The sequence below is a fragment of the Cyanobacterium sp. genome (assembly GCF_054166785.1).
Genome location: NZ_JBSZCP010000039.1, coordinates 24,619 through 43,955, shown reverse-complemented (window position 1 = coordinate 43,955; position 19,337 = coordinate 24,619). Strand labels below are relative to the sequence as shown.

Genomic DNA, 19,337 nt, shown 5'->3' with positions numbered 1-19,337 from the left:
TATCAATGCTTTAACTTACCAAGCGCGTCACCATTACATTTTCTTGGGCGATATTTGTCCCGACGAAAGAAGCTAGGGAAGTCAATCCCTTGAATACCTTACGCACATTACTGCATTTTTATTATAGCGCATTATACTAACGATCAAGAAATATAAATCCGTCATGAATGACGGGGTTTTATACCCAAAATTTTTGATAAAAAAAACCGCCCCATAAAACATTAGAGCGGTTTTGATCAGTGTATATTAAATGAAATTATAAAGAAGAGCCTACACCAGCATAAGCACCATAGAAAAATAGTGCCAATACAGCTAAGGCACCCATTCCAGCGACGGTGCCAACAATCCATAAAGGAATTCTTGCATCTCCCATAATCCTAACCTCCTAAATAATAAAGTAATTGATATTAGTTGAAAAAGTAACTAGAAAATAGAACGCCAAGGGTGGCAATCATCAACAAACCTAAGAATAAAGAAGTACGGTTTAATTCTACGCTTTGTTTATTGGGGTTTTGATTTCTTTCCATGGATAACTCCTATCTTTGAATAAACTGCATGGCGGTAATAGCACCTACAAAGAAGACAGAAGGCACGCCAAGGGTATGTACTGCCAACCATCTAACGGTGAAAATGGGGTAAGATACGGGTTGATTAGGGCTGTTGCTGCTAGTCATAATATTTTTTTATCTTGTGATGTTAACTACTTAGTAAACTGGTCAATCTGTTGGTTTGCACCGTAACGATCATTTACGATGGGTAATTCTTCACGGGTTTGAGTAAAATATTCATCAGGGCGAGGGGTGCCAAATGCGTCATAGGCTAACCCGGTGCTGACAAATAACCAACCAGCGATGAATAGCATAGGGATGGTAATGCTATGGATTACCCAGTAGCGTACGCTGGTTACAATATCGGTAAATGGACGTTCTCCTGTATCTCCTGCCATAGGAAACTGTTTCCTCCTAAAATAATTTTTTAGTTAAATGTGTTTATCTAATTTACTATATCGAAGTACCTTTGTTCACAATAACCCATGCAAATAGAACAATAGTTTTTCTGCTCATTTTTGCTAAGTTTATGGTTAAACTTTTTTGATTCGATGATTAAGTACTGTTAAGTAAATTATATCATAATCATAGGAAAAAGATTTAGTTCTTAAGACTATGTTGTTGTTGTAATTTTTATCTATGGTGCTTTACTTTATCAAGGTTATATTCTTGGCTTAACAATTCTTTATATACTACAGTGTTAAAAAAGTTAAACTTTTTTTCTCATAATTTACTTAATCCTAATATTTTTTTTCAATTTTTCTAAAATAGTTTATGGCACTATCAGAAACCATTGCCCTCGTCAGAATTACTAATCAATCTTGGCAGAGTGGCAAAATATACGGAGAAATAGAGGCGGGTAGTTATCAATGGCAGTTTGAATGGCAGTTTTTGCAGGGTAAGCTATCTGTTAAGCCTACCCTTGGTCGAAGTCTGATTCAAGAGCCTTTGGCTCGTTTTCTGGAGCATTGTGATTACCAATTGGAGGTGGGGGGTGATTACCATTTTGCGGTTAGGGCAAAACTGTAATTTAACTTGGGGTAAGAGGCAACAGGCAAAAGATAATTAATTGCTTATTTTACGTTTTGCAATCTGTCACCTAATCAGTGTTTTTTATGCTAGAAATATTATTGGGGAATATCAAATAATACTTTATCCATATAAGTTTGCGCCCAATCAATTCCAAAGGCTTTTTCAAGAATTTTACGGGTTTTATCGTTCTTTTGTTGCTGTTGGCAGTAATGTTTTTGCCCTTGTAAATAGGTATTTTTTTCGGCTTCTGTGCCTTGGGTAGAGGCGATCGCACTTTGGCAATGGATAGTTAAAAAGTTAATTACCCGATTCAAAAATTTTTGTTCTTCTTGTTCATCGCAGGGGCGAATAAATAAACAATAGGGAGAAAAAATATCGCCCCATGGGGGTAATTCTCGAACATCTTGGAAGTTAGGATTTTCAAGATTAGATAGCTTTTCTTCATAGGCTGGAGATAGGGTTTTATCGGCACTGGTGGGGGATAAATCGACAATGGCGGCACTGATGCCCCTTTTTCCTGCCACGATGTCACAGCCGAACATGGGGAGGGGGTATTCTGGTTTAGGAAACATTACACAGTGTAGGATGTCGAGGTTTTCTCCTACTTTTGCTAACTCTAGGTGCATTTTGCGAAATTCTCGGCTTTGGAAACAGCAGTTTTGGATGGTTAGTCTTTCTCCCTCTAGCTTTCCTTCTACATAGCCTAATTCTTCTGGTAATTGGTAAGGAGATAGTTCTAAGTGCGATCGCCACGTATCCACAATACCATCACCTAGTTGATTAATAAGAGGATGTAACCTTTGTTTCAGGTCAGATTTAAAAACTTGAGTCATCTTAAACTTGTACTTTTATAATAGTTTTTGGTTATCATGCAGTTATCAGTTTACAAAAAAACTGATCTCCCAATCTTTTCGTTATGTAACAACAAATAGGAGCATCAACTTATGTTTGGCTTAGGCATTCCCGAATTAGTAGTCATTATGGTGGTAGCAATCTTGATTTTTGGACCGAAAAAACTACCAGAATTGGGTAATGCGTTGGGTAAAAGTTTGCGGGGCTTTAAAGAAGAAATCGGCAACAAATCTGATGATGATGGGGATGATAACAAAGACTATTAACCATGGATAAAGATACCCGTTTCGCTCTTCTAGTAATAGGTTTACCCTTCCTTGGTTTAATTTATTGTTTTTTAATTTTGGGAGTAATGATGACATCTAATGTAGCTCAAGATAACCCCGTCACCACAGGGATTATTTTTGGTGTCATTCCCTTAGGGATTGCCATGACGATTTGGATTAGAGCTTCAGCAAAAGCCTATAAAAAGAAAAAATGAAGATAATTTCAATGGTCATTTTAAGGAGGGAAAATCACTGAAATTTTCCGCCCCTAACTAGATCATAATAAACCAACAAAATGTAAAGGACCATGACCACTCATGAGTTCAATTAATAATGCCACAAACCCTAACATCGCTAAACGTCCATTCCATACTTCGGCGGCGGTGGTCAAACCCCATTCCCATTTTTCTTGGGGATACATTTTCATATTTTTCTTGGGACGGGTAATTTCGTCAAACCGCAGGGGATTTTTATCTAATGCTTCAGTGGTTAGATTATAAAGGGCATCAATAAATTCGGGATGAGTGTTGGGGGCTGGTACTCTTTTAAAGTTAGTGATTCCTGCTTCCTCGGCTATTTCTCTATACTCTAGGTCTATTTCTTGCAACGTTTCGATATGTTCAGAAACAAAGCTAATGGGAACTACTAAGAGATCTTTAATTTGCTGTTGTCCCAATTCAATTAAAGCATCTTCTGTATAGGGTTTTAACCATTCCACAGGCCCTACTTTACTTTGATAGGCTAGGGTATAAGGATTCTCGGTGTTCAAGTTTTTCATAATTAATTCTGTACACCGCTCAATTTCCTCCTGATAAGGATCTCCTGCTTCGGTTACGTAGCTTTTTGGTACACCATGGGCGCTAAAGAAGATATGGACTTGCCCTTGATTTTCAAACTGTTCTAGTTCCTGTTTAATTAAATCTGTCATGGAAGCTAGATAGTTGCGATGATCGTACCATGATGGTACTAGGGTATATTCGATGTTTTGTAGTTCAGGGTCTTTTGCCCACATTTCTTCTAGTACCCGAAAACTAGAACCGCTAGTGCTGATGGAAAAATGGGGATAAAGGGGTAGAATTACTAATTTTTGGACGTTATCGGCTTTAATCTGGGCGATCGCCTCTTCGGTGAAAGGATGCCAATATCTCATGCCTACATACACTTTAATATCTTCCTCTTGCCCTTTTAGCCTTGCTTGTAAAGCCTGAGCTTGAGCTTCCGTAATTTGCAATAATGGTGAGCCTCCCCCAATTTCTTTATAGTTTTCCTCGGATTTTTTACTTCTGAGGGTGGAAATTAACCATGCAAGGGGCTTTTGTAATAGGGGGGAAGGTAGGCGGATAATTTCAGGGTCTGAGAATAGGTTATAGAGGAAAGGACGCACATCCTCTAATTTTTCTGGACCACCTAAATTTAACAATAATACTCCTGTCCGAGCCATAATATTAATATTGATTTTTTTTAAGTTTCTTTACTAAGTGTAACAATATCTTATTGTTGCTTTTAATTTGTGAATGAAATAATACTTATCTGGTTTTAATTTTAGGAATTATTATGATAATGATAACTTTTTTTGACAAAAAACTTCATAGAAGTTAATTTATAAATTAATTTAGTAATCATAGATACTTTACACAGCAACGAATAATAGTTAGTACATGGTGAGGCTTAATATATAATCTTTAGCAATAAAATAAGTTTAGGGAAAGAGAATCTAGTTCCGATTTATGATGGCAATATCCTTAATTTTCTAGCTTTGGGGGTATTTTAGTAATTATGGGGAACAACCATTAAAAATAGTGATAGATTTCTAGGGGTCAATATCAATGGATAAACGGTAAATTTCACGGCGAGATAGATTTGTTAATTTTGCGAGGTGCTGACTTGCTTCACTCTTACCCATACCCTCTGCTATTAGGGTAATTAATCTTGTCTTGATTTCTTCGGTGGATAGCTGCTCAAATTTTTCCTCATTATTTCCCGCCACAATAATAGTATATTCTCCCCTAGGTTCTTTTTCTTGGGTTAGGGCGATCGCACCTTGTATGGTACCCCGCCAGAAATCCTCATGTAACTTAGTCAACTCCCGTGCGAGGGTAATTTCTCGTAAAGCACCAAACACCCCTAAAAAATCAGCCAAAGTTTTCTTGAGACGATGGGGAGACTCATAAAAAATAATCGTGCGTCTTTCATTCCTCAACTCAGACAATAATCCATCTCGTAACTTCTTCTTAATAGGTAAAAAACCCTCAAAAACAAATCTTTCCGTCGGTAAACCAGAAGCAATTAAACCATTGATAGCCGCATTTGCCCCCGGAATCGGCACAACCTCCACATTTTCCCCAATACAAGCCTTAACCATATTGTATCCAGGATCAGAAATAGCAGGAGTACCAGCATCCGTCACCAAAGCAATACTTTCTCCCCCCTTGAGTCGAGGAATAAACTCTGCCACCCGACTTTGATAGTTATGTTGATGATAACTAACCATGGGGGTTTTCACCTGAAAATGATGTAATAACTTGCCCGTATGACGGGTATCCTCCGCCCCAATTAAATCAACCGATTCCAAAACCTTTAACCCCCGAAAAGTCATATCCTCAAGATTGCCAATGGGGGTTGCCACTAGATAAAGTATGCCTGTCAATGTAAAATCCTAAGAATAACTAACAAAAAAATCCCATGAACCAGTTTACCATTAACCTCAACCAAGGCTCAGTTTCCTTTAACTTTAGCCAAGAAGCAGGTTTAAAATTGAAACAAGAAATTAACTCACTAATACAAAGTTTAAAAGATAATGCTCAAACAGGCACCAAACCTAGTGCCAAAAAACCCATGGAGTATCAACACACAGGGGAAGTTTTTTTAGAAATTTTTTGTAATCCTAATATATATCCTAGTCCTTTCGCCGCCAAAGTTTTAATCACGATCCGAGATGAACGCCTAAGGGTAACTTCCGAAGCAGAATTAACCCGTCTCATTGAAGACTTAGAACAATATTTACAATAGTAGTAGATTCTATTTCCCTGCCGTAAAGTTACAGGGATTTTTCTTATAGAACCATTACTTCAGTTCTAGCAATCCAAAAGACCCGAATCTTACGCCCATTTCAAGCATCCCGTATTGCTGCTACCTTCCGGTCCTGACAAGGTTTGAGCGTCGAAACTGCATAAGTCCGAGTCAAATACCATTATAGCTTATTTTAAGGGTACATTTCAAGGAAAAAATTACTTTTGTTCAATATTTAGATCATACTTTTGGGAAAAAAGCCAAGGAAGTATATAAAAATTTAGGCGAGTAAGAATTTTTGTTAACATTTTGTAATAGTTAGTCAAAAATAGTTTGCTCAATATGACACAATCTACCCTTGAAAAAGTGAATGCTCCCGTGGTTTTACCCGTGGGCGGAGAGGATGAATATAATTTTAATTATCAAGAGGTTTGGTATCCTGTTTTTTTTGTGGAGGATTTGGATAAAACTAGACCAAACGCTTTTACCTTATTAGAGGAAGATATTGTCATTTGGTGGGAGGAAAAAACTTCTCAATGGCGAGTGTTTACGGATAAATGCCCCCATCGTCTAGCCCCTTTAACCGAAGGTAGAATTAATGAAGAGGGTTTATTGGAATGTCCATATCATGGTTGGACTTTTTCGGGGGAAGGAAATTGTGAGGTGATACCCCAACAAAAGGAAAATCAACGGGCGCATACTTCCTCTCGGGCTTGTGTTAAGTCTTACCCTTGTAAGGTTGAGCAGGATTTATTATTTGTTTATGCTGGTAATCCTGATAATGCTGATAAAACTCCTATTCCCATAGTAGCTCCTTTGGAGGAGGATAAGGATAAGTGGTTAGTGTTGAATACTTTTCGGGATATTCCTTATTCTGCCCTCACTTTATTGGAAAATGTCCTAGATTCTAGTCATATTCCCTATACCCATCATGGCTCTGTGGGCGATCGCACCAATGTTTCTACGGTAGAATTAGAAATTATCAACAGTAATAGACAAGGATTTGAAGGGGTATGGCAGGAAGGGCCCAGAAAAGGTAAGCTAGGTACTCAATATACTACCTTTGTTGCTCCAAATTTAATGTGGCATGATTTAACATCAAAACAATTTGGACGCACTATGACAGTGGTTTATGCTACCCCCATTAGTAAAGGTAAATGCCGTTTATTTGCCCGTTTTCCCTTTCAATTTTCATCTAAAATCCCTCAATTTTTTATAAAATTAACTCCTCGTTGGTATTCCCATCTGAATCAAAATGCTATCCTTGAGGATGATCAAATTTTTCTCCATTACCAAGAGCGATATTTAGAAAAATTAGGAGGTAGCGAAAAGTATGAAAAAGCCTGTTATTTACCAACTAAAGCAGATTTATATGTAACAGAATTTAGACAATGGATCAATAAATATAATGCGGAATTGTTCCCCCATCAAACCTTACCTTCCACTCCTCCCCATGAGACTTTATTAGAGCGTTACCATTCCCATACGGAAAAATGTGCTAGTTGTCGTCAAGCCCTTAAAAATATCAAAAAAATACGTAATTTTTTACTAATTATTAGTGCTATCATTTGGTCAACTCTACCTTTTATAACTATTAATTTAGGAAATGACTTTCAATCAATTATCTATGGTATTGTCCCATTCAACCTAATTAGTATTTTATTGTACTTTTACCTGGGAAAAATAGAACAAAAGTTTTATCAAGGACAAATAATAGCTCCAAGAAATTTCAAAAAATAGTAAAATTATTCTACACCGCTGGTTAGGATAAATTAATTTTTGAGTCTGTCCTAACCATAACAAATCATTTAAGACAGCTATAGGGCTAATCAATCAATAATTTTTACAAAAAGGGTATAACTAATTGGTGATGGTGGTAATTCCTGAGAAAAATTTTCACAATAACTAACATTCGCTAAAATTAAATGTCAGTAAAAATAATCCGATGCCAACTATCAAGGGAGGAACTAGGTGAGTGATAATATAACTATTAATAAACAAGATTCTCGTCATGAGTTAAGGGAATTACTCAATTCGCAACTCAGATTAATGTTAGATAAAAACAATCTTGAGGGGGCGAAATCGTTATTGATACCCGTGCAACCAGTTGATATAGCCGAAGCCATCGGAGATTTACCTGAAACCCAAAAACTAATTGCTTTTAGACTTCTGAGTAAAACCGAAGCCATCGATGTATATGAGCATTTAGACTATAACAGCCAAGAATCTTTGATTCAGGAATTCAAACGTCAAGAAGTCTTAGATATTGTTGATAAAATGTCCCCTGATGATAGGGCAAAACTGTTTGATGAATTACCTGCGGTGGTAGTTAGTCGTATTTTAGAGCAACTTAGCCCAGAAGAAAGACAAGCAACTAATTTGTTACTGGGTTATGGGGAAGATACAGCGGGGAGAATGATGACTCCCGAATATATTGCCCTTAAGGAAGATTTTACGGTGGCACAAACCCTCGAAAAAATTCGCTCGGAGGCTAGGGCTTCGGAGTTGATATATTATATGTATGTCACCGATGCTTCTCGTCACTTGTTGGGCATCGTTTCTTTGCGGGATTTGGTGGTAAGTTCCCCTGATGATACCCTTGATAAGGTATTAACTAAAGAGTTAGTCTATGTTAATACGGATATGGATCAAGAGGAAGTCGCTCGATTGATTCAACGTTATGACTTTTTGGCGGTGCCTGTGGTAGATAAGGAGTCACGTTTGGTGGGTATCGTCACGGTGGATGATGTAATTGATATTATTGAAAGGGAAGCCACGGAGGATATTTATGCCCTAGGGGCGGTGCAGTCGGATGGGGATAGTAGTTATTTTAAGACTAATCTGTTTACGGTAGCGAGAAGAAGGGTTGTTTGGTTGTTGGTGTTACTGTTGACTAATACGGTGACGGGGGGCATTATTGGGGCGCAGGAAGATATTTTGGCACAGGTAACGGTGTTGGCGGCGTTTATACCTTTATTAATTGGCACAGGGGGTAATATTGGTACTCAATCTTCTACGGTGGTAATTAGGGGATTAAGCACTGATGCAGTTAATGATTATGGACCGGCAAAAATCATTTTTAGGGAAGCTATTGCAGGTTTATTGTTAGGTTTAATATTGGGGGTATTGGCTACTATTTGGGCTTATTTTTTACCGCAAACAAATCAAAATTTAATGGTGTGTATAACGGTAGGATTTAGTTTAGTGGCGATCGCTCTTTTAGCTTCAGTGGCGGGTTCGGCATTACCATTTTTATTCCGCTCTTTAGGATTAGATCCTGCTTTGATGTCTGCACCCTTTATCACTACGGCGGTGGATGTTTTGGGGGTATTAATCTATTTTACTATCGCCCGTATTTTATTACCATTTTAGGAGAGAGGGAATGATGTTTAAAAATTTGAGTTGGTGGGAGATTGGGGAATATATTGCTAGTCTTATTTTATTAATTTTACTGATAGTTAATGATAATTGGCAAGGAAATTTTGTAGTTATATTTTTTATTGCTTTAATATTAATTTTAAATATAATTAATCGTAAATCATTGGAGTATAGAAACAAAAAAAGAATAGCAGCTGCCCTTAATATTCAACTAAAAAAATTCTCCGAACACATTGCAGAAGTTAATAATCGAGTAAATATTTTAGCTAGTAAAACATCTATCCATCAATCTCCTTTATCTAGTGCAAAGGTGGGATTATCGGACAATGAAGTAATTGCCTCTTTGCAAAAAGACATTGCTACCATTAATCAATCGGTGACGAGTATGATTGACTATGTGAATAAAAATGATTTGGTGGAGAGGGTGACTATCATTGAACAAAAGTTACCCTATGTCGATTCGTCAAATTATGGTGGTACGGTAAAAAATGATGATGGTATAAAATTACCTAGTCCTGAAATTATCCATCAAAAGTTACCAGAATATAATTATGATTCACCCCCTAGACTTGCTTGGAAATGTATTCATGTTATAGAAGCCCATAATCAATCGGTTACGGATTTAAGTGTTACCTTTGATAAAAAATATTTAGTTAGTGTTTCTTGGGATCAATATCTAAAATTATGGTCTTTAGAAGATGGTACAGAGGTAGATGCTATCCAAGGCTCAGAGCAGGGTTTACTAACGGTATCTACCCATAAAACTAACTATTTAGACCATGGTATTGCCACAGGAAGTTTAGATCAAGATGTAAAGATTTGGTCTTTGGAAAAAAAGGGAAAAAAACAATTAAAATTTAAGTTAGAACATACTTTAACTGACCATACAGGCTCTATTCATGGTTTAGCCATTGCCCCAGAAAATAATTATCTAATTAGTGGTAGTTATGACCAAACTTTGAAAAAGTGGGATTTGATAAAAGGGGATTTAATTGATAGTTGTTATGACGATAATGGAGCTATAAATGCGATCGCCCTTAATGATAAAATTGGTATTATGGTAAGTGGTGGGGGAGATGGCACCATTTCTGTATGGGAAATCAATAGTAATCGAAAGTTAGCGGTGTTGGTAGATAATTTAATATCCTTAGAATCTATTGCCATTAGTACATCGGGGGAATATGTTGCCGTAGGGTGTGCCAATGGAGATGTAAAAATTTGGTATCTGCCCCCCTCCATTTTTAATCTTTTCCAAGAAATATCTCCCTCCCTCCAATTACAAGGACACCATGGACAGGTGATGGATTTGGCATTTCATCCCGATGATCAGTTGTTATATACTGTGGGGGTAGATGGACTTTTAAAGATATGGTATTGTGCCACGGGTAAGGAATTAGGACATCTAAAAATTGGGGAAGATAATCGCATCTTTTCCCTTGCCCTCAGTGAGGATGGAGAAATTTTAGTGGCTGGGGGTGTTGATGGCACTATCAAAATTTGGCAACAAACTAAGACTCTCAATGGGGAATAGCCCATGGGAAATGGGCAAAAATTGTTCCCTGAAACCCTAAATCTGTCATCTAATACTGATTAAGATATAATATTTGAAGTTTTACGGTGTAGAAAAAATATTATGAAAATCATCGATGGTAAAGGTCGTTTATTTGGGAAGGTGAATATCCTTGACCTAGGGGCGATCGCAGTTATACTATTAGTAATAGTGGGTATATTTATTGTACCAGGCCCATCAGGCTCTATCGCTCAGGTTACAGGGGGCGGAAGTAGGGCTGAAAAAGTTCAAGTTAGCCTTATCGTTAGGGGGCTAAATACTACTGACTCCGATGATACCATCGCTGAATTTAATGATGATGCCGAAGTAAGTGTTATCGTTAGAAATGAACCTGCTGGAAGATTAAAAATTGAGTCTGCCCAAGAATTGCCTAACTATGTCACCGTTACCCAACCTGATGGTAGCGTAAATGCTCAGTTAGATCCACGCCCCATCGTCAAAAATAGTGTTGATATGATTTTAACCATGACAGGCAATGGACAACTTACCAATGATGGTTATGTTATCGCTAATCAAAAAGTAAAAATAGGTACGGTGTTGGAGTTGGATAATGCTCGCTACAATTTCCGAGGCACCGTAATAAATGTTACTGAGGCGGATAGTTAGTAAAAAAATAACCACCCTGATTTATTTTTCATGGGTGGAAATACAGCGTAATACTTGACTTTTTAGCAAATATGTGCTATCAATTAAGCGACAGAGCCAACCTTGGATTGATGGAGGGCTTCCCCTAGATTACGCACAACGGCAATCATGGCTACTTCGTCATTAAGTTTGTTTACCGCAGAGCCTACGCCCACTCCAGACGCTCCAGTGGCGATCGCCATAGGTACTGTAACGTCAGATAAACCAGAGGCACATAAAACGGGAATTTCTACCGCCCGAGAAATAGCATGGGCTGCAGCTAGGGTAGGACTTGCTTTTTCAATTAATCCTAAGATACCACTATGAATAGGATTAGAACTTGTACCCCCTTCGGTTTGGATTATATCTGCCCCGGCCGCTTCTAATGCTTGAGCTAATTCTACTTGCTCATCAAGGGCAAGGGTATGGGGTACGGTAACGGAAAGGAGAATATTAGGTAATAAAGCACGGGTTTGGCGGGTGAGGTTTAAGACATCTTCCGCACTGAAGTTGATACCCTGAGCATAAAAACTGTCAAAGTTTCCGATTTCTACTAAATCTGCCCCTGCTTCTACGGCACTTACCAATAATTGAGGCTCAACGGCACTTACACATACAGGGAGATTAATAGATTTTTTTACTGCTTTGATGATTTCTACATCGGCGCAAATATCCACAAAAGTAGCTCCCCCTAACTCTGCTGCTTTACACACTGCCTTTACATTGGCTAAATCAAAGTTGTTTAAACCGCTAATTACTTTAAGGGCTTTTTTCTGTGCGATCGCATTTTTTAAATTCTTAAGACTCATACATATACCATGGTAGTGTTTAAGAAATTAATTATATCAGAAGAAAGAAATTTGTTTTGTGGTCGGGGTTATGGAAACCTAAAACTTTTCTAGCCAATCACAGATACGATCTAACTGTTCAATGGTAATTAAACCATATTGCCATAATACCATGGGCATTAACTCAGTGTTTTGTTCCACAGAGCGTTGCGCAACGGCAATCGACTGGGGAGAAAGGTTGATTTCTTCGGTGAGAAATTCTATAAAATTAGAGTAGATAGTTGGGGGCATGGTTTATTTTCCTAATATTCTTTAAATGTGTTAAATTGACCGTAAAAAATGATAATTTCTATTATTAATTTGACCGACAAATATATATAAAACTTTCCCTACAACATATAATTGTAAAAAATTATAGGGGTTATTAATATTTTATTAATGGTGCTAGTGCTACTCTTCTATGGGGTACACACAAGCAAATCTTATAGTAAACCTCACTCCAGCGTTTGATTAGCTCAGTAACTAATAGTGAACAATATCCTAACAGATAAAATGCTATGTCCCCTTTTATTTAACTATTGCTTAATAAACTTAATAAGAATTTTGTTTTATTTTTAGATTTATTAGCTTATTAATAGTTATTTTTTGAGTTTTGGGGTGACTAGATACTGTTATTTTTAGTTAAAGTCTGACGATAATTAATAGCCTAAATTAATTAAAATTCAGAATAAATCTAATTATCTTTTTATTATTATTTTAGTCACAAAACTTATCAATTGATGATGTTATGTTCGCCTTTTAAGGTTTATTGTAAATAAACTCTGATTTTAGTTAATTTAACTTAATCAATAGATAACTTAATAAGGTTAATCCCTAGCTAAATCGATTATCCTCGAAAGATTTTTTTTGAGGCTAAAACTTTTGAAGATATATTATAGTTTATTTTTTTGATTTTGTGTAGTCTATTTTACAGAATCTTCTAAAAACTGGATCAAAATGCGATCGCCCTGTTGAATATTCAACTGCTCCGCCCTACCTCCAGCCAACTCCAAAACATTATCGACGATAGCTTCTGGACCATAAATAGGGCAAGGCTCCCTTTCACAGGGAGGAACATTTGCCTCAATAGAAACCACCTCACCCCGATAAAGAAAAATCATATCAAGGGGCATCTCAACATTTTTCATCCAAAAACTAGCCCGACGGGGAAACTCAAAAGGAAATAACATACCCCTATCAGGGGCAATAGAATCACGATACATCAAACCTTGAGCCTGTTGTGCCGATGTTTTTGCCACTTCTAAATCGATTTGTTCACCATTAATGATAGTCTTAGCGGTGATGGGTAACTCAGGAATAATATGGGAGTTTTCTACCACAACCTCTTGGGAATCAGCTTTTGAGCTATTTAATTCGCAACCTATTAAAGGTAAAGATAAAACAACAAAATAACCAAGAGAGTAAATTAACAAACCATATTTTTTATTCAAAAATTTTAAAGATTTTCTAAGCATAAAAAAGGATAATCAATAATTGCATTAAAGTAAAATTAAGTATATATACTCAACGAACTTTTAAAATTAGCAGCTATTAGAACTTAAACACTGTCAAGACTGTTTTAGTTTTAATTAGTAGCTAAAAACAATGTTACAATACTTAATCATTTTCAGCAAATACTCATAAAACAATGGCACTACCAAACCTTAATGATATTGGGGAAGCAACAATTAATAAAATAGCGACAAAGGCTTTTGAAACTCAGGTAACACAGGCAAGAGACTTGAGTGTAACGGTAAAAGTTAGTCGTCAAAATCTCCGTAAAGGCATTCTTGAATCCTTAGAGATTAATGGAGAAGGGTTGATAATGAAAAGGGGTTTGAGTTTAGAGCAAATGAATATCAGTCTCCATGACATAGGAGTTAACCCCCTCAAGGCTTTGATGGGCAATGTACAGTTAACAAAACCCAGTGAGGGCAATGCCTGTATTATTCTTACGGAGAAGGATATTTGTACCGCTTTGAATATTGGCTATCTCAATGGTGTTGCCTCTCGGTATGATGTTTCTGTGGATAATCGCCCTGTTCATATTAAATTTGAAAATATTAATTGTCGTATCTTAGCGGATCATCGTATCATGATCGAGGCGGCGGTATTGGTGAAGGAAACTAATACCATGGAGAGGGTATGTCTTTTATTTAAGCCGATTATTTGTGATCAGGGTAATGGTGTTTTGCTCGAGGAGTTAGAGTATGTGGAGGGTAAGGGATTGTCTCCCATTATTATTGATGCTCTTATTTCTCAAATTTGTGATGTTTTTAATTTAGATCATTTTGTCATTGATGGTATTTCTTTACGGGTAAATAGTCTCGATTTTTCTGAGGGTATGTTACGCTTATCTGCTTTGGCTGGAATTACCCATTTCCCTACGGGTAAGGTTTAACTCGTAAAAATAAAGGGCAACGGGTTGATTAAATGCGATAAAATAATCTGGATCTTGGGGAGATAAATAAACGGCGGTATATTGTTTTGCTTTAATATGATTAGGGTCTATTTTTTCATATTTAGTCGTCGTTTCCACTATATTAATGTAAATATTGCCCGGGCGACGGAAAAATTGTCTAGTAATTTCACTGGTGATAAATTCTTTTTCATTAACGGTTTTTTGTTGTCTGCCTATGATGGTGGAAATTAATTCATTTTCTTCACTAAATTTGGTTATTTGTTCGGTGGAATTGTTCTGATTAATGATGACATTTTTTACGTTTTCTTCTCCTAAATAAGCCCGGGCGATCGCCCTTGCATTAAAACCTCGATCTGGGACAATTATTTTATTATTATTGATTGTCGTGGGTAAAAAACTATCGAAATTACTATTAATAACGGTGGGAATAAATTTCACATTAAAAATTATATTTTGATCGATATACTGCGCATTTTTTGAAAAACCGGGGGTTTCAAACTTGGGGGCGAGGGGTGCTATTTGTTCTTTTAAAATATTCTCAACTTGCCAATCTCCTTCAAACCAATGGGGATAAATTAATTCTTGTTCTGGGGATGGTAAAGATATTTGATTATTCCAGTTAGGATAACTATTAATTCTATGTTCTAAACTTTCTGCTAGGACTGGGTTAACGTTAATGACAAAAAAAGTAAAAATGAAGGCGGTTAATAAAAATATTTTTTGAATAAATTTAGGCATTATTTATGTTAATTTTTAGATGATTTAATTTGATAAATAAATTAGAAATTATTAGCTAATTGTAACTATATACCGTAAGTAAAACTGATTTAATTATAAATACCACATTAACTAAGTATTTTTATTATTTTGTTATCTGTGTTAAATACAGAATATTGTAAAATTGACTATATGTTAGTCATAATTAAACTTATGAGTAAAATATTGATTGTAGAAAACGAGCAGAAGCTAATCAAGTTTTTGCAAGAAGGATTAAAATATCAGGGCTATGAAGTGATAATTGCCGAGGATGGGGTTATGGGTTTAACCATGGCTAGGGAATCTCGTCCTGATTTGATTGTAGTTGACGGTGCTTTACCCGGATTATCGGGTTTAGAAGTGTGTCGCCGTTTACGTCTAGGGGGTGACAAAGTACCGATTATTATATTGACTGCCCAAGATGATATTAACGATAGGGTAGCAGGATTGGATGCGGGGGCGGATGATTATTTATTAAAGCCCTTTAGTATTGACGATTTGTTGACGAGGTTAAAGGCTAGTTTACGCCGTAGTAGTGAAGAAGATCCAGATTTATTGCATTTTGTCGATCTTAGTTTAAATCGTCGCACGAGGGAAATAAAAAGGGGCGATCGCACCATAGACTTAACCGCAACGGAGTATGATTTACTAGAGTACCTTATTTCTAATGCAGGGGAAGTCTTAACCCGGGATCAAATTTTACAGAGGGTATGGGGATATGACTTTGGGGGAGACTCCAACATTATCGAAGTATATGTGCGTTATCTACGGTTAAAATTAGAAGCCAATAAAGAAAAAAGACTGATTCAAACCGTGAGGGGAGTAGGCTACGTCCTTAAAGAATAAGTTGACAATTGACAATGAACCGTTGACCATGAACAATTAAAAAAAGAATAATTAAAATTATTCCCATGGTTACACTCCCAAAACTGCGAAATTATGAATAAACAGCCTAAAATAATTGTATTAGACGATGACCCCACTGGTTCTCAAACTGTCCATAGTTGCTTATTATTAATGCAGTGGGATGTGGATACCCTTCGAGATGGTTTACGGGATGAATCTCCCATTTTCTTTATTCTCACCAACACAAGGGCTTTAAATCCCCAAGAAGCTCAACGTACTACCCAAGAAGTATGTCGTAATCTCAAAAGTGCGATCGCCCTTGAAGCCATAGAAGACTACGTCATTGTAAGTCGCTCTGACTCTACCCTCAGAGGGCATTACCCCATCGAAACCGACACCATCGCCCAAGAATTAGGAGACTTTGACGCTCATTTTCTCATTCCAGCCTTTTTTGAAGGGGGCAGAATTACCCGCCATAGCATCCATTATCTAATCATCGATGGAGTAGAAACCCCCGTCCACGAAACCGAATTTGCCCAAGACTCCGTATTTGGCTATAGTTACAGCTACTTACCCGACTACGTTAGCGAAAAAACCCATGGAAAAATACAACCCCAAGAAGTACAACGTTTCTTATTAGAAGACATTAGAAAAGGCAGCGAAGAAAGACTTAGAAAACTAAGCCATAATCAATGTTGTGCGGTGGACGGTGAAACTCAATCCGACTTAGATAAATTTGCCCAAGACTTACTCACCGTTGCGGGGGAAGGTAAAAAATTTCTTTTCCGTAGCGCCGCTAGTATCCTAACCTCCCTTGCAGGAGTGGGCAAACAGCCCATAGAAGCCGAAAATATGGGTAAATATAAACCCACCCATGACACTGGAGTTATTTTAGTAGGTTCCCACGTCAAAAAAACCACCCAACAACTAAACCAACTATTACAACAACCTGAAATATTTGGCATTGAAATTGACGTAGCACTACTCCGAGACAACCCCAATGCTCGCCAAGAAATCATTAGTCAAGCCCTAGAAGCGGTAAAAAAAGCCCTATCAAACAGTAAAACCCCTGCTATTTATACCAGTAGAGAAGAACTAACCTTTGCAGACATTACCACCCGCCTAGAATTTGGTAAGCAAGTATCAAGTCTTTTAATGGAAATTGTCAAAGGATTACCCCAAGATATTGGCTTTTTAATCAGTAAAGGAGGTATCACCTCCAATGATGTTTTAAGTGATGGTTTAAGCCTTAAGGAAGCTAGGTTATTAGGGCAAATTCTCCCTGGATGCTCAGTAATTACTACCCCCGCTAATCATCATTTATTCCCTAATCTGCCAGTGGTTTTATTCCCGGGAAATGTGGGAGATAAAGATGGTTTAGTTACTGCTTATCAGCGCTTAAACAAGGTTTAGTGAGTCCGATTTAGTAAACGGTACTTTTATTTATTGTTTATGGGCAATGGGCTTAAGCCCATTGTTTTTTTATTTGTATATTAAAAATAGAGATAATTAGCTTATGAATGGACAACTATTCCCCATTAATTATACAAACTCATCGACTTCTCAATACCATCCTTTAAACTAAGCTCGATCGCCCCTTGAGTAACCGCCATCAAATCTTGTATAATAGGCACTTCATCAGGGGAAAACTTCCCTAAAACATGACCCACCGTTTCCTTTCTGCCCTCAGATTTCCCAATACCGATACGACAACGGGGAAATTTTTGACCCCCTACATGACTTATAATCGATTTCATCCCATTATGACCACCCGCCGAGCCAGAAAGCCTTAATCGAATCTTACCTAGGGGAATATCCATATCATCATAAACAATCAAAATTTCGTCAGGGGTTAACTTATACCAATCCAACACCGCCCGTACAGACTGCCCAGAGCGATTCATATAGGTTAAGGGTTTTAATAGTCTTACCTTTTGACGATGGGGGGCTATACCTTCACAAAAGAAAGCATTAAACTTACTATTTTTTTGCCAACTAAAACCCCATTTATCGGCTAGATAATCAACCACCTCAAAACCGATATTATGTCTAGTTTTGTCATATTTTGACTCAGGATTACCCAAACCCACAATTAGATGAGGAATAACTATTTTTTTTTGTTTTTCTTCTTTCATTAATCAAGCTCTACAATCTGACTTTAATTGTCCATTGTCCATTGTTAATTGTCAATTTCTAACTCTCCTCACTCCAACAACTACGCCATTGAGACTCCGCCTGTGCGATCGCATATAACCTGGTAATACGTTCATAGCGTTTTTGTAAAGCGTTTAACTTATTGATAATAGCAACGATTTTAGTGCGATCGCGACTTAACCGATTATTACCAAACTCAATTTCCCCCAAGCGTAAACAAATAGCCACCACAGGGGTAATATCCTTAATCTCCTTTCGCACAATATCCTCCTTTTCCACCACCAAACAAAGAAGATTAGGAGAATCGGCAACCCCCTTAGAGCTATCCTTATTTTTAAGAGCCATTTCCAAAACCTGAGCAGGAATTTGAGCAGGAAGAATATTATACTCCTTCAACAAATCATTAACCCCAGAAGAAATCTCCGTTAAAACCTCCCCTAAACAATCCTCAATCTCCTCATAAAAACGCAAAATATCATCAGGATTCAAGACATCAGCAAACAAATTAACCCTAGGTAAAATTTCCGCACTTAAACCCTCAATACTAGCCTCCAAACTATTAACCTCCCCATCCCCCTCCGACTCAATCTCTAGGGGACTAACCCCCGTTAAACTTTCAGGAAAATTAACAAAAAGTTCCCCATCAGGCACATCTATTTCTGTCAAATAAGTAGATAACTTCCCCAAAAAAATCTTCCCTAACCCCTTAATTTTCCCCTGTAAATCAACCTTTTGTTGATAACTCAAAGGTAAAAAATGATCAGGATACTTTTGAGTACATATCTGATAACTAGCCAAAATCAACTGTCTAGCCACCACAGGAGCAAAATGTTCAATATATTCCCCATATAAACCATATAACTCCTTCCCCAATAACCTAACCTCCGTATCCAACACCGTCAAATCATCCCGTAACTGCTTGATTGACTTAGCCATTACCACTGATACCCTACATCCATAAACAACAAATAATCAAAATCCCCCTATCTCCCAACAAGGAGTAGCCATCAGGCAAAGGGGGAAAGATTTATGAGGCTTTTAATTTAAATACTG

24 protein-coding genes and 1 other RNA gene are annotated in these 19,337 nt (G+C 37.2%); 11 read left to right on the top strand and 14 right to left on the bottom strand.

Annotated elements, in window-relative coordinates; genetic code table 11:
* Positions 1–256: 256 nt before the first annotated feature.
* The 4 genes from ACXITR_RS07895 to psbE are packed head-to-tail and all read right to left on the bottom strand — an operon-like array spanning position 257 to position 946.
* Positions 257–373, bottom strand: a complete 117-nt coding sequence (locus ACXITR_RS07895) for a photosystem II reaction center protein J (RefSeq protein WP_069790254.1) — start codon at positions 371–373, stop codon at positions 257–259.
* 34 nt (positions 374–407) lie between these two features.
* Positions 408–527: a photosystem II reaction center protein L gene (locus ACXITR_RS07890; RefSeq protein WP_457996690.1), complete on the bottom strand. Its 120-nt coding sequence runs from the start codon at positions 525–527 to the stop codon at positions 408–410.
* Between the two features lie 9 nt (positions 528–536).
* Entirely contained in the window at positions 537–674 is a 138-nt protein-coding gene (gene psbF / locus ACXITR_RS07885; RefSeq protein ID WP_193799438.1) for a cytochrome b559 subunit beta, read from the bottom strand.
* Between the two features lie 26 nt (positions 675–700).
* Positions 701–946, bottom strand: a complete 246-nt coding sequence (gene psbE, locus ACXITR_RS07880) for a cytochrome b559 subunit alpha (RefSeq protein WP_457996689.1) — start codon at positions 944–946, stop codon at positions 701–703.
* A 376-nt stretch (positions 947–1,322) separates the two neighbouring features.
* Between psbE and ACXITR_RS07875 the strand changes: the two genes are divergently transcribed.
* Complete coding sequence (locus ACXITR_RS07875) at positions 1,323–1,577, top strand: DUF3146 family protein (protein ID WP_457996688.1); 255 nt, start codon at positions 1,323–1,325, stop codon at positions 1,575–1,577.
* A 98-nt stretch (positions 1,578–1,675) separates the two neighbouring features.
* Here ACXITR_RS07875 and ACXITR_RS07870 read toward each other — a convergent pair whose 3' ends face one another.
* Positions 1,676–2,413 carry a phycocyanobilin:ferredoxin oxidoreductase gene (locus tag ACXITR_RS07870; RefSeq protein ID WP_457996687.1) on the bottom strand — a complete coding sequence of 246 codons (738 nt, stop codon included), beginning with the start codon at positions 2,411–2,413 and terminating at the stop codon, positions 1,676–1,678.
* Between the two features lie 111 nt (positions 2,414–2,524).
* On the opposite strand from ACXITR_RS07870, the gene tatA reads away from it, so the two are divergent.
* On the top strand, positions 2,525–2,698 hold the full coding sequence (tatA, locus tag ACXITR_RS07865) for a twin-arginine translocase TatA/TatE family subunit (protein ID WP_457996686.1): 174 nt from the start codon (positions 2,525–2,527) through the stop codon (positions 2,696–2,698).
* A 2-nt stretch (positions 2,699–2,700) separates the two neighbouring features.
* Positions 2,701–2,913, top strand: coding sequence for a hypothetical protein (locus tag ACXITR_RS07860; RefSeq protein ID WP_457996685.1), 213 nt, complete (start codon positions 2,701–2,703; stop codon positions 2,911–2,913).
* Positions 2,914–2,975: 62 nt separating this feature from the next.
* Here the strand turns inward: ACXITR_RS07860 and hemH are convergent, their stop codons facing one another.
* Together hemH and rsmI are read right to left on the bottom strand one after the other, a co-directional pair.
* Positions 2,976–4,139: a ferrochelatase gene (gene hemH, locus ACXITR_RS07855; protein WP_457996684.1), complete on the bottom strand. Its 1,164-nt coding sequence runs from the start codon at positions 4,137–4,139 to the stop codon at positions 2,976–2,978.
* A gap of 369 nt (positions 4,140–4,508) precedes the next feature.
* Positions 4,509–5,345, bottom strand: a complete 837-nt coding sequence (gene rsmI / locus ACXITR_RS07850; protein WP_457996683.1) for a 16S rRNA (cytidine(1402)-2'-O)-methyltransferase — start codon at positions 5,343–5,345, stop codon at positions 4,509–4,511.
* Between the two features lie 35 nt (positions 5,346–5,380).
* Between rsmI and ACXITR_RS07845 the strand changes: the two genes are divergently transcribed.
* Entirely contained in the window at positions 5,381–5,707 is a 327-nt protein-coding gene (locus ACXITR_RS07845; protein ID WP_457996682.1) for a hypothetical protein, read from the top strand.
* Positions 5,708–5,782: 75 nt separating this feature from the next.
* Here ACXITR_RS07845 and ffs read toward each other — a convergent pair.
* An RNA gene (gene ffs, locus ACXITR_RS07840) (signal recognition particle sRNA small type) lies at positions 5,783–5,880 on the bottom strand.
* A gap of 169 nt (positions 5,881–6,049) precedes the next feature.
* Between ffs and ACXITR_RS07835 the strand changes: the two genes are divergently transcribed.
* The 4 genes from ACXITR_RS07835 (at position 6,050) to ACXITR_RS07820 (ending at position 11,261) form a co-directional block, all read left to right on the top strand.
* Complete coding sequence (locus tag ACXITR_RS07835) at positions 6,050–7,447, top strand: aromatic ring-hydroxylating dioxygenase subunit alpha (protein ID WP_457996681.1); 1,398 nt, start codon at positions 6,050–6,052, stop codon at positions 7,445–7,447.
* Between the two features lie 231 nt (positions 7,448–7,678).
* Positions 7,679–9,079: a magnesium transporter gene (gene mgtE, locus ACXITR_RS07830; RefSeq protein WP_457996680.1), complete on the top strand. Its 1,401-nt coding sequence runs from the start codon at positions 7,679–7,681 to the stop codon at positions 9,077–9,079.
* Between the two features lie 10 nt (positions 9,080–9,089).
* Complete coding sequence (locus tag ACXITR_RS07825) at positions 9,090–10,616, top strand: WD40 repeat domain-containing protein (RefSeq protein ID WP_457996679.1); 1,527 nt, start codon at positions 9,090–9,092, stop codon at positions 10,614–10,616.
* A 102-nt stretch (positions 10,617–10,718) separates the two neighbouring features.
* Positions 10,719–11,261 carry a DUF4330 domain-containing protein gene (locus ACXITR_RS07820; RefSeq protein ID WP_457996678.1) on the top strand — a complete coding sequence of 181 codons (543 nt, stop codon included), beginning with the start codon at positions 10,719–10,721 and terminating at the stop codon, positions 11,259–11,261.
* Positions 11,262–11,344: 83 nt separating this feature from the next.
* On the opposite strand, the gene ACXITR_RS07815 is transcribed toward ACXITR_RS07820, so the two are convergent.
* The 3 genes from ACXITR_RS07815 to ACXITR_RS07805 all read right to left on the bottom strand — a co-directional run bounded on the left by ACXITR_RS07815 (position 11,345) and on the right by ACXITR_RS07805 (position 13,581).
* Complete coding sequence (locus ACXITR_RS07815) at positions 11,345–12,088, bottom strand: DUF561 domain-containing protein (protein ID WP_457996677.1); 744 nt, start codon at positions 12,086–12,088, stop codon at positions 11,345–11,347.
* A gap of 78 nt (positions 12,089–12,166) precedes the next feature.
* A complete protein-coding gene (locus tag ACXITR_RS07810; protein WP_457996676.1) occupies positions 12,167–12,358 on the bottom strand; it encodes a DUF2949 domain-containing protein in 192 nt (63 codons plus the stop codon).
* A gap of 671 nt (positions 12,359–13,029) precedes the next feature.
* Positions 13,030–13,581, bottom strand: coding sequence for a DUF192 domain-containing protein (locus ACXITR_RS07805; RefSeq protein WP_457996675.1), 552 nt, complete (start codon positions 13,579–13,581; stop codon positions 13,030–13,032).
* A gap of 173 nt (positions 13,582–13,754) precedes the next feature.
* Between ACXITR_RS07805 and ACXITR_RS07800 the strand changes: the two genes are divergently transcribed.
* Positions 13,755–14,507, top strand: coding sequence for an LmeA family phospholipid-binding protein (locus ACXITR_RS07800; RefSeq protein ID WP_457996674.1), 753 nt, complete (start codon positions 13,755–13,757; stop codon positions 14,505–14,507).
* On the opposite strand, the gene ACXITR_RS07795 is transcribed toward ACXITR_RS07800, so the two are convergent.
* Positions 14,460–15,266 carry a DUF6816 family protein gene (locus ACXITR_RS07795; RefSeq protein WP_457996673.1) on the bottom strand — a complete coding sequence of 269 codons (807 nt, stop codon included), beginning with the start codon at positions 15,264–15,266 and terminating at the stop codon, positions 14,460–14,462. The genes ACXITR_RS07800 and ACXITR_RS07795 overlap by 48 nt on opposite strands.
* Before the next feature lie 192 nt (positions 15,267–15,458).
* On the opposite strand from ACXITR_RS07795, the gene ACXITR_RS07790 reads away from it, so the two are divergent.
* Together ACXITR_RS07790 and ACXITR_RS07785 are read left to right on the top strand one after the other, a co-directional pair.
* Positions 15,459–16,130: a response regulator transcription factor gene (locus tag ACXITR_RS07790; protein ID WP_457996672.1), complete on the top strand. Its 672-nt coding sequence runs from the start codon at positions 15,459–15,461 to the stop codon at positions 16,128–16,130.
* 90 nt (positions 16,131–16,220) lie between these two features.
* Positions 16,221–17,543: a four-carbon acid sugar kinase family protein gene (locus ACXITR_RS07785; protein WP_457996691.1), complete on the top strand. Its 1,323-nt coding sequence runs from the start codon at positions 16,221–16,223 to the stop codon at positions 17,541–17,543.
* Between the two features lie 125 nt (positions 17,544–17,668).
* On the opposite strand, the gene pth is transcribed toward ACXITR_RS07785, so the two are convergent.
* Positions 17,669–18,265, bottom strand: coding sequence for an aminoacyl-tRNA hydrolase (pth, locus tag ACXITR_RS07780; RefSeq protein WP_457996671.1), 597 nt, complete (start codon positions 18,263–18,265; stop codon positions 17,669–17,671).
* Between the two features lie 58 nt (positions 18,266–18,323).
* The gene (locus ACXITR_RS07775) at positions 18,324–19,220 is read right to left on the bottom strand and encodes a hypothetical protein (RefSeq protein WP_457996670.1); all 897 of its coding nucleotides are present in this window, start codon (positions 19,218–19,220) and stop codon (positions 18,324–18,326) included.
* Between the last annotated feature and the right edge of the window lie 117 nt (positions 19,221–19,337).

Excerpts from the sequence above, each read along its gene's own strand:
- hemH (WP_457996684.1), bottom strand. The coding sequence starts at position 4,139 with ATGGCTCGGACAGGAGTATTATTGTTAAATTTAGGTGGTCCAGAAAAA.
- ACXITR_RS07825 (WP_457996679.1), top strand. The coding sequence starts at position 9,090 with ATGATGTTTAAAAATTTGAGTTGGTGGGAGATTGGGGAATATATTGCT.
- ACXITR_RS07795 (WP_457996673.1), bottom strand. The coding sequence starts at position 15,266 with ATGCCTAAATTTATTCAAAAAATATTTTTATTAACCGCCTTCATTTTT.
- ACXITR_RS07890 (WP_457996690.1), bottom strand. The coding sequence starts at position 527 with ATGGAAAGAAATCAAAACCCCAATAAACAAAGCGTAGAATTAAACCGT.
- ACXITR_RS07820 (WP_457996678.1), top strand. The coding sequence starts at position 10,719 with ATGAAAATCATCGATGGTAAAGGTCGTTTATTTGGGAAGGTGAATATC.
- ACXITR_RS07845 (WP_457996682.1), top strand. The coding sequence starts at position 5,381 with ATGAACCAGTTTACCATTAACCTCAACCAAGGCTCAGTTTCCTTTAAC.
- ACXITR_RS07835 (WP_457996681.1), top strand. The coding sequence starts at position 6,050 with ATGACACAATCTACCCTTGAAAAAGTGAATGCTCCCGTGGTTTTACCC.
- pth (WP_457996671.1), bottom strand. The coding sequence starts at position 18,265 with ATGAAAGAAGAAAAACAAAAAAAAATAGTTATTCCTCATCTAATTGTG.
- ACXITR_RS07815 (WP_457996677.1), bottom strand. The coding sequence starts at position 12,088 with ATGAGTCTTAAGAATTTAAAAAATGCGATCGCACAGAAAAAAGCCCTT.
- ACXITR_RS07870 (WP_457996687.1), bottom strand. The coding sequence starts at position 2,413 with ATGACTCAAGTTTTTAAATCTGACCTGAAACAAAGGTTACATCCTCTT.
- psbE (WP_457996689.1), bottom strand. The coding sequence starts at position 946 with ATGGCAGGAGATACAGGAGAACGTCCATTTACCGATATTGTAACCAGC.
- ACXITR_RS07800 (WP_457996674.1), top strand. The coding sequence starts at position 13,755 with ATGGCACTACCAAACCTTAATGATATTGGGGAAGCAACAATTAATAAA.
- ACXITR_RS07810 (WP_457996676.1), bottom strand. The coding sequence starts at position 12,358 with ATGCCCCCAACTATCTACTCTAATTTTATAGAATTTCTCACCGAAGAA.
- ACXITR_RS07805 (WP_457996675.1), bottom strand. The coding sequence starts at position 13,581 with ATGCTTAGAAAATCTTTAAAATTTTTGAATAAAAAATATGGTTTGTTA.
- ACXITR_RS07790 (WP_457996672.1), top strand. The coding sequence starts at position 15,459 with ATGAGTAAAATATTGATTGTAGAAAACGAGCAGAAGCTAATCAAGTTT.
- ACXITR_RS07860 (WP_457996685.1), top strand. The coding sequence starts at position 2,701 with ATGGATAAAGATACCCGTTTCGCTCTTCTAGTAATAGGTTTACCCTTC.
- ACXITR_RS07775 (WP_457996670.1), bottom strand. The coding sequence starts at position 19,220 with ATGGCTAAGTCAATCAAGCAGTTACGGGATGATTTGACGGTGTTGGAT.
- tatA (WP_457996686.1), top strand. The coding sequence starts at position 2,525 with ATGTTTGGCTTAGGCATTCCCGAATTAGTAGTCATTATGGTGGTAGCA.
- ACXITR_RS07875 (WP_457996688.1), top strand. The coding sequence starts at position 1,323 with ATGGCACTATCAGAAACCATTGCCCTCGTCAGAATTACTAATCAATCT.
- psbF (WP_193799438.1), bottom strand. The coding sequence starts at position 674 with ATGACTAGCAGCAACAGCCCTAATCAACCCGTATCTTACCCCATTTTC.
- ACXITR_RS07895 (WP_069790254.1), bottom strand. The coding sequence starts at position 373 with ATGGGAGATGCAAGAATTCCTTTATGGATTGTTGGCACCGTCGCTGGA.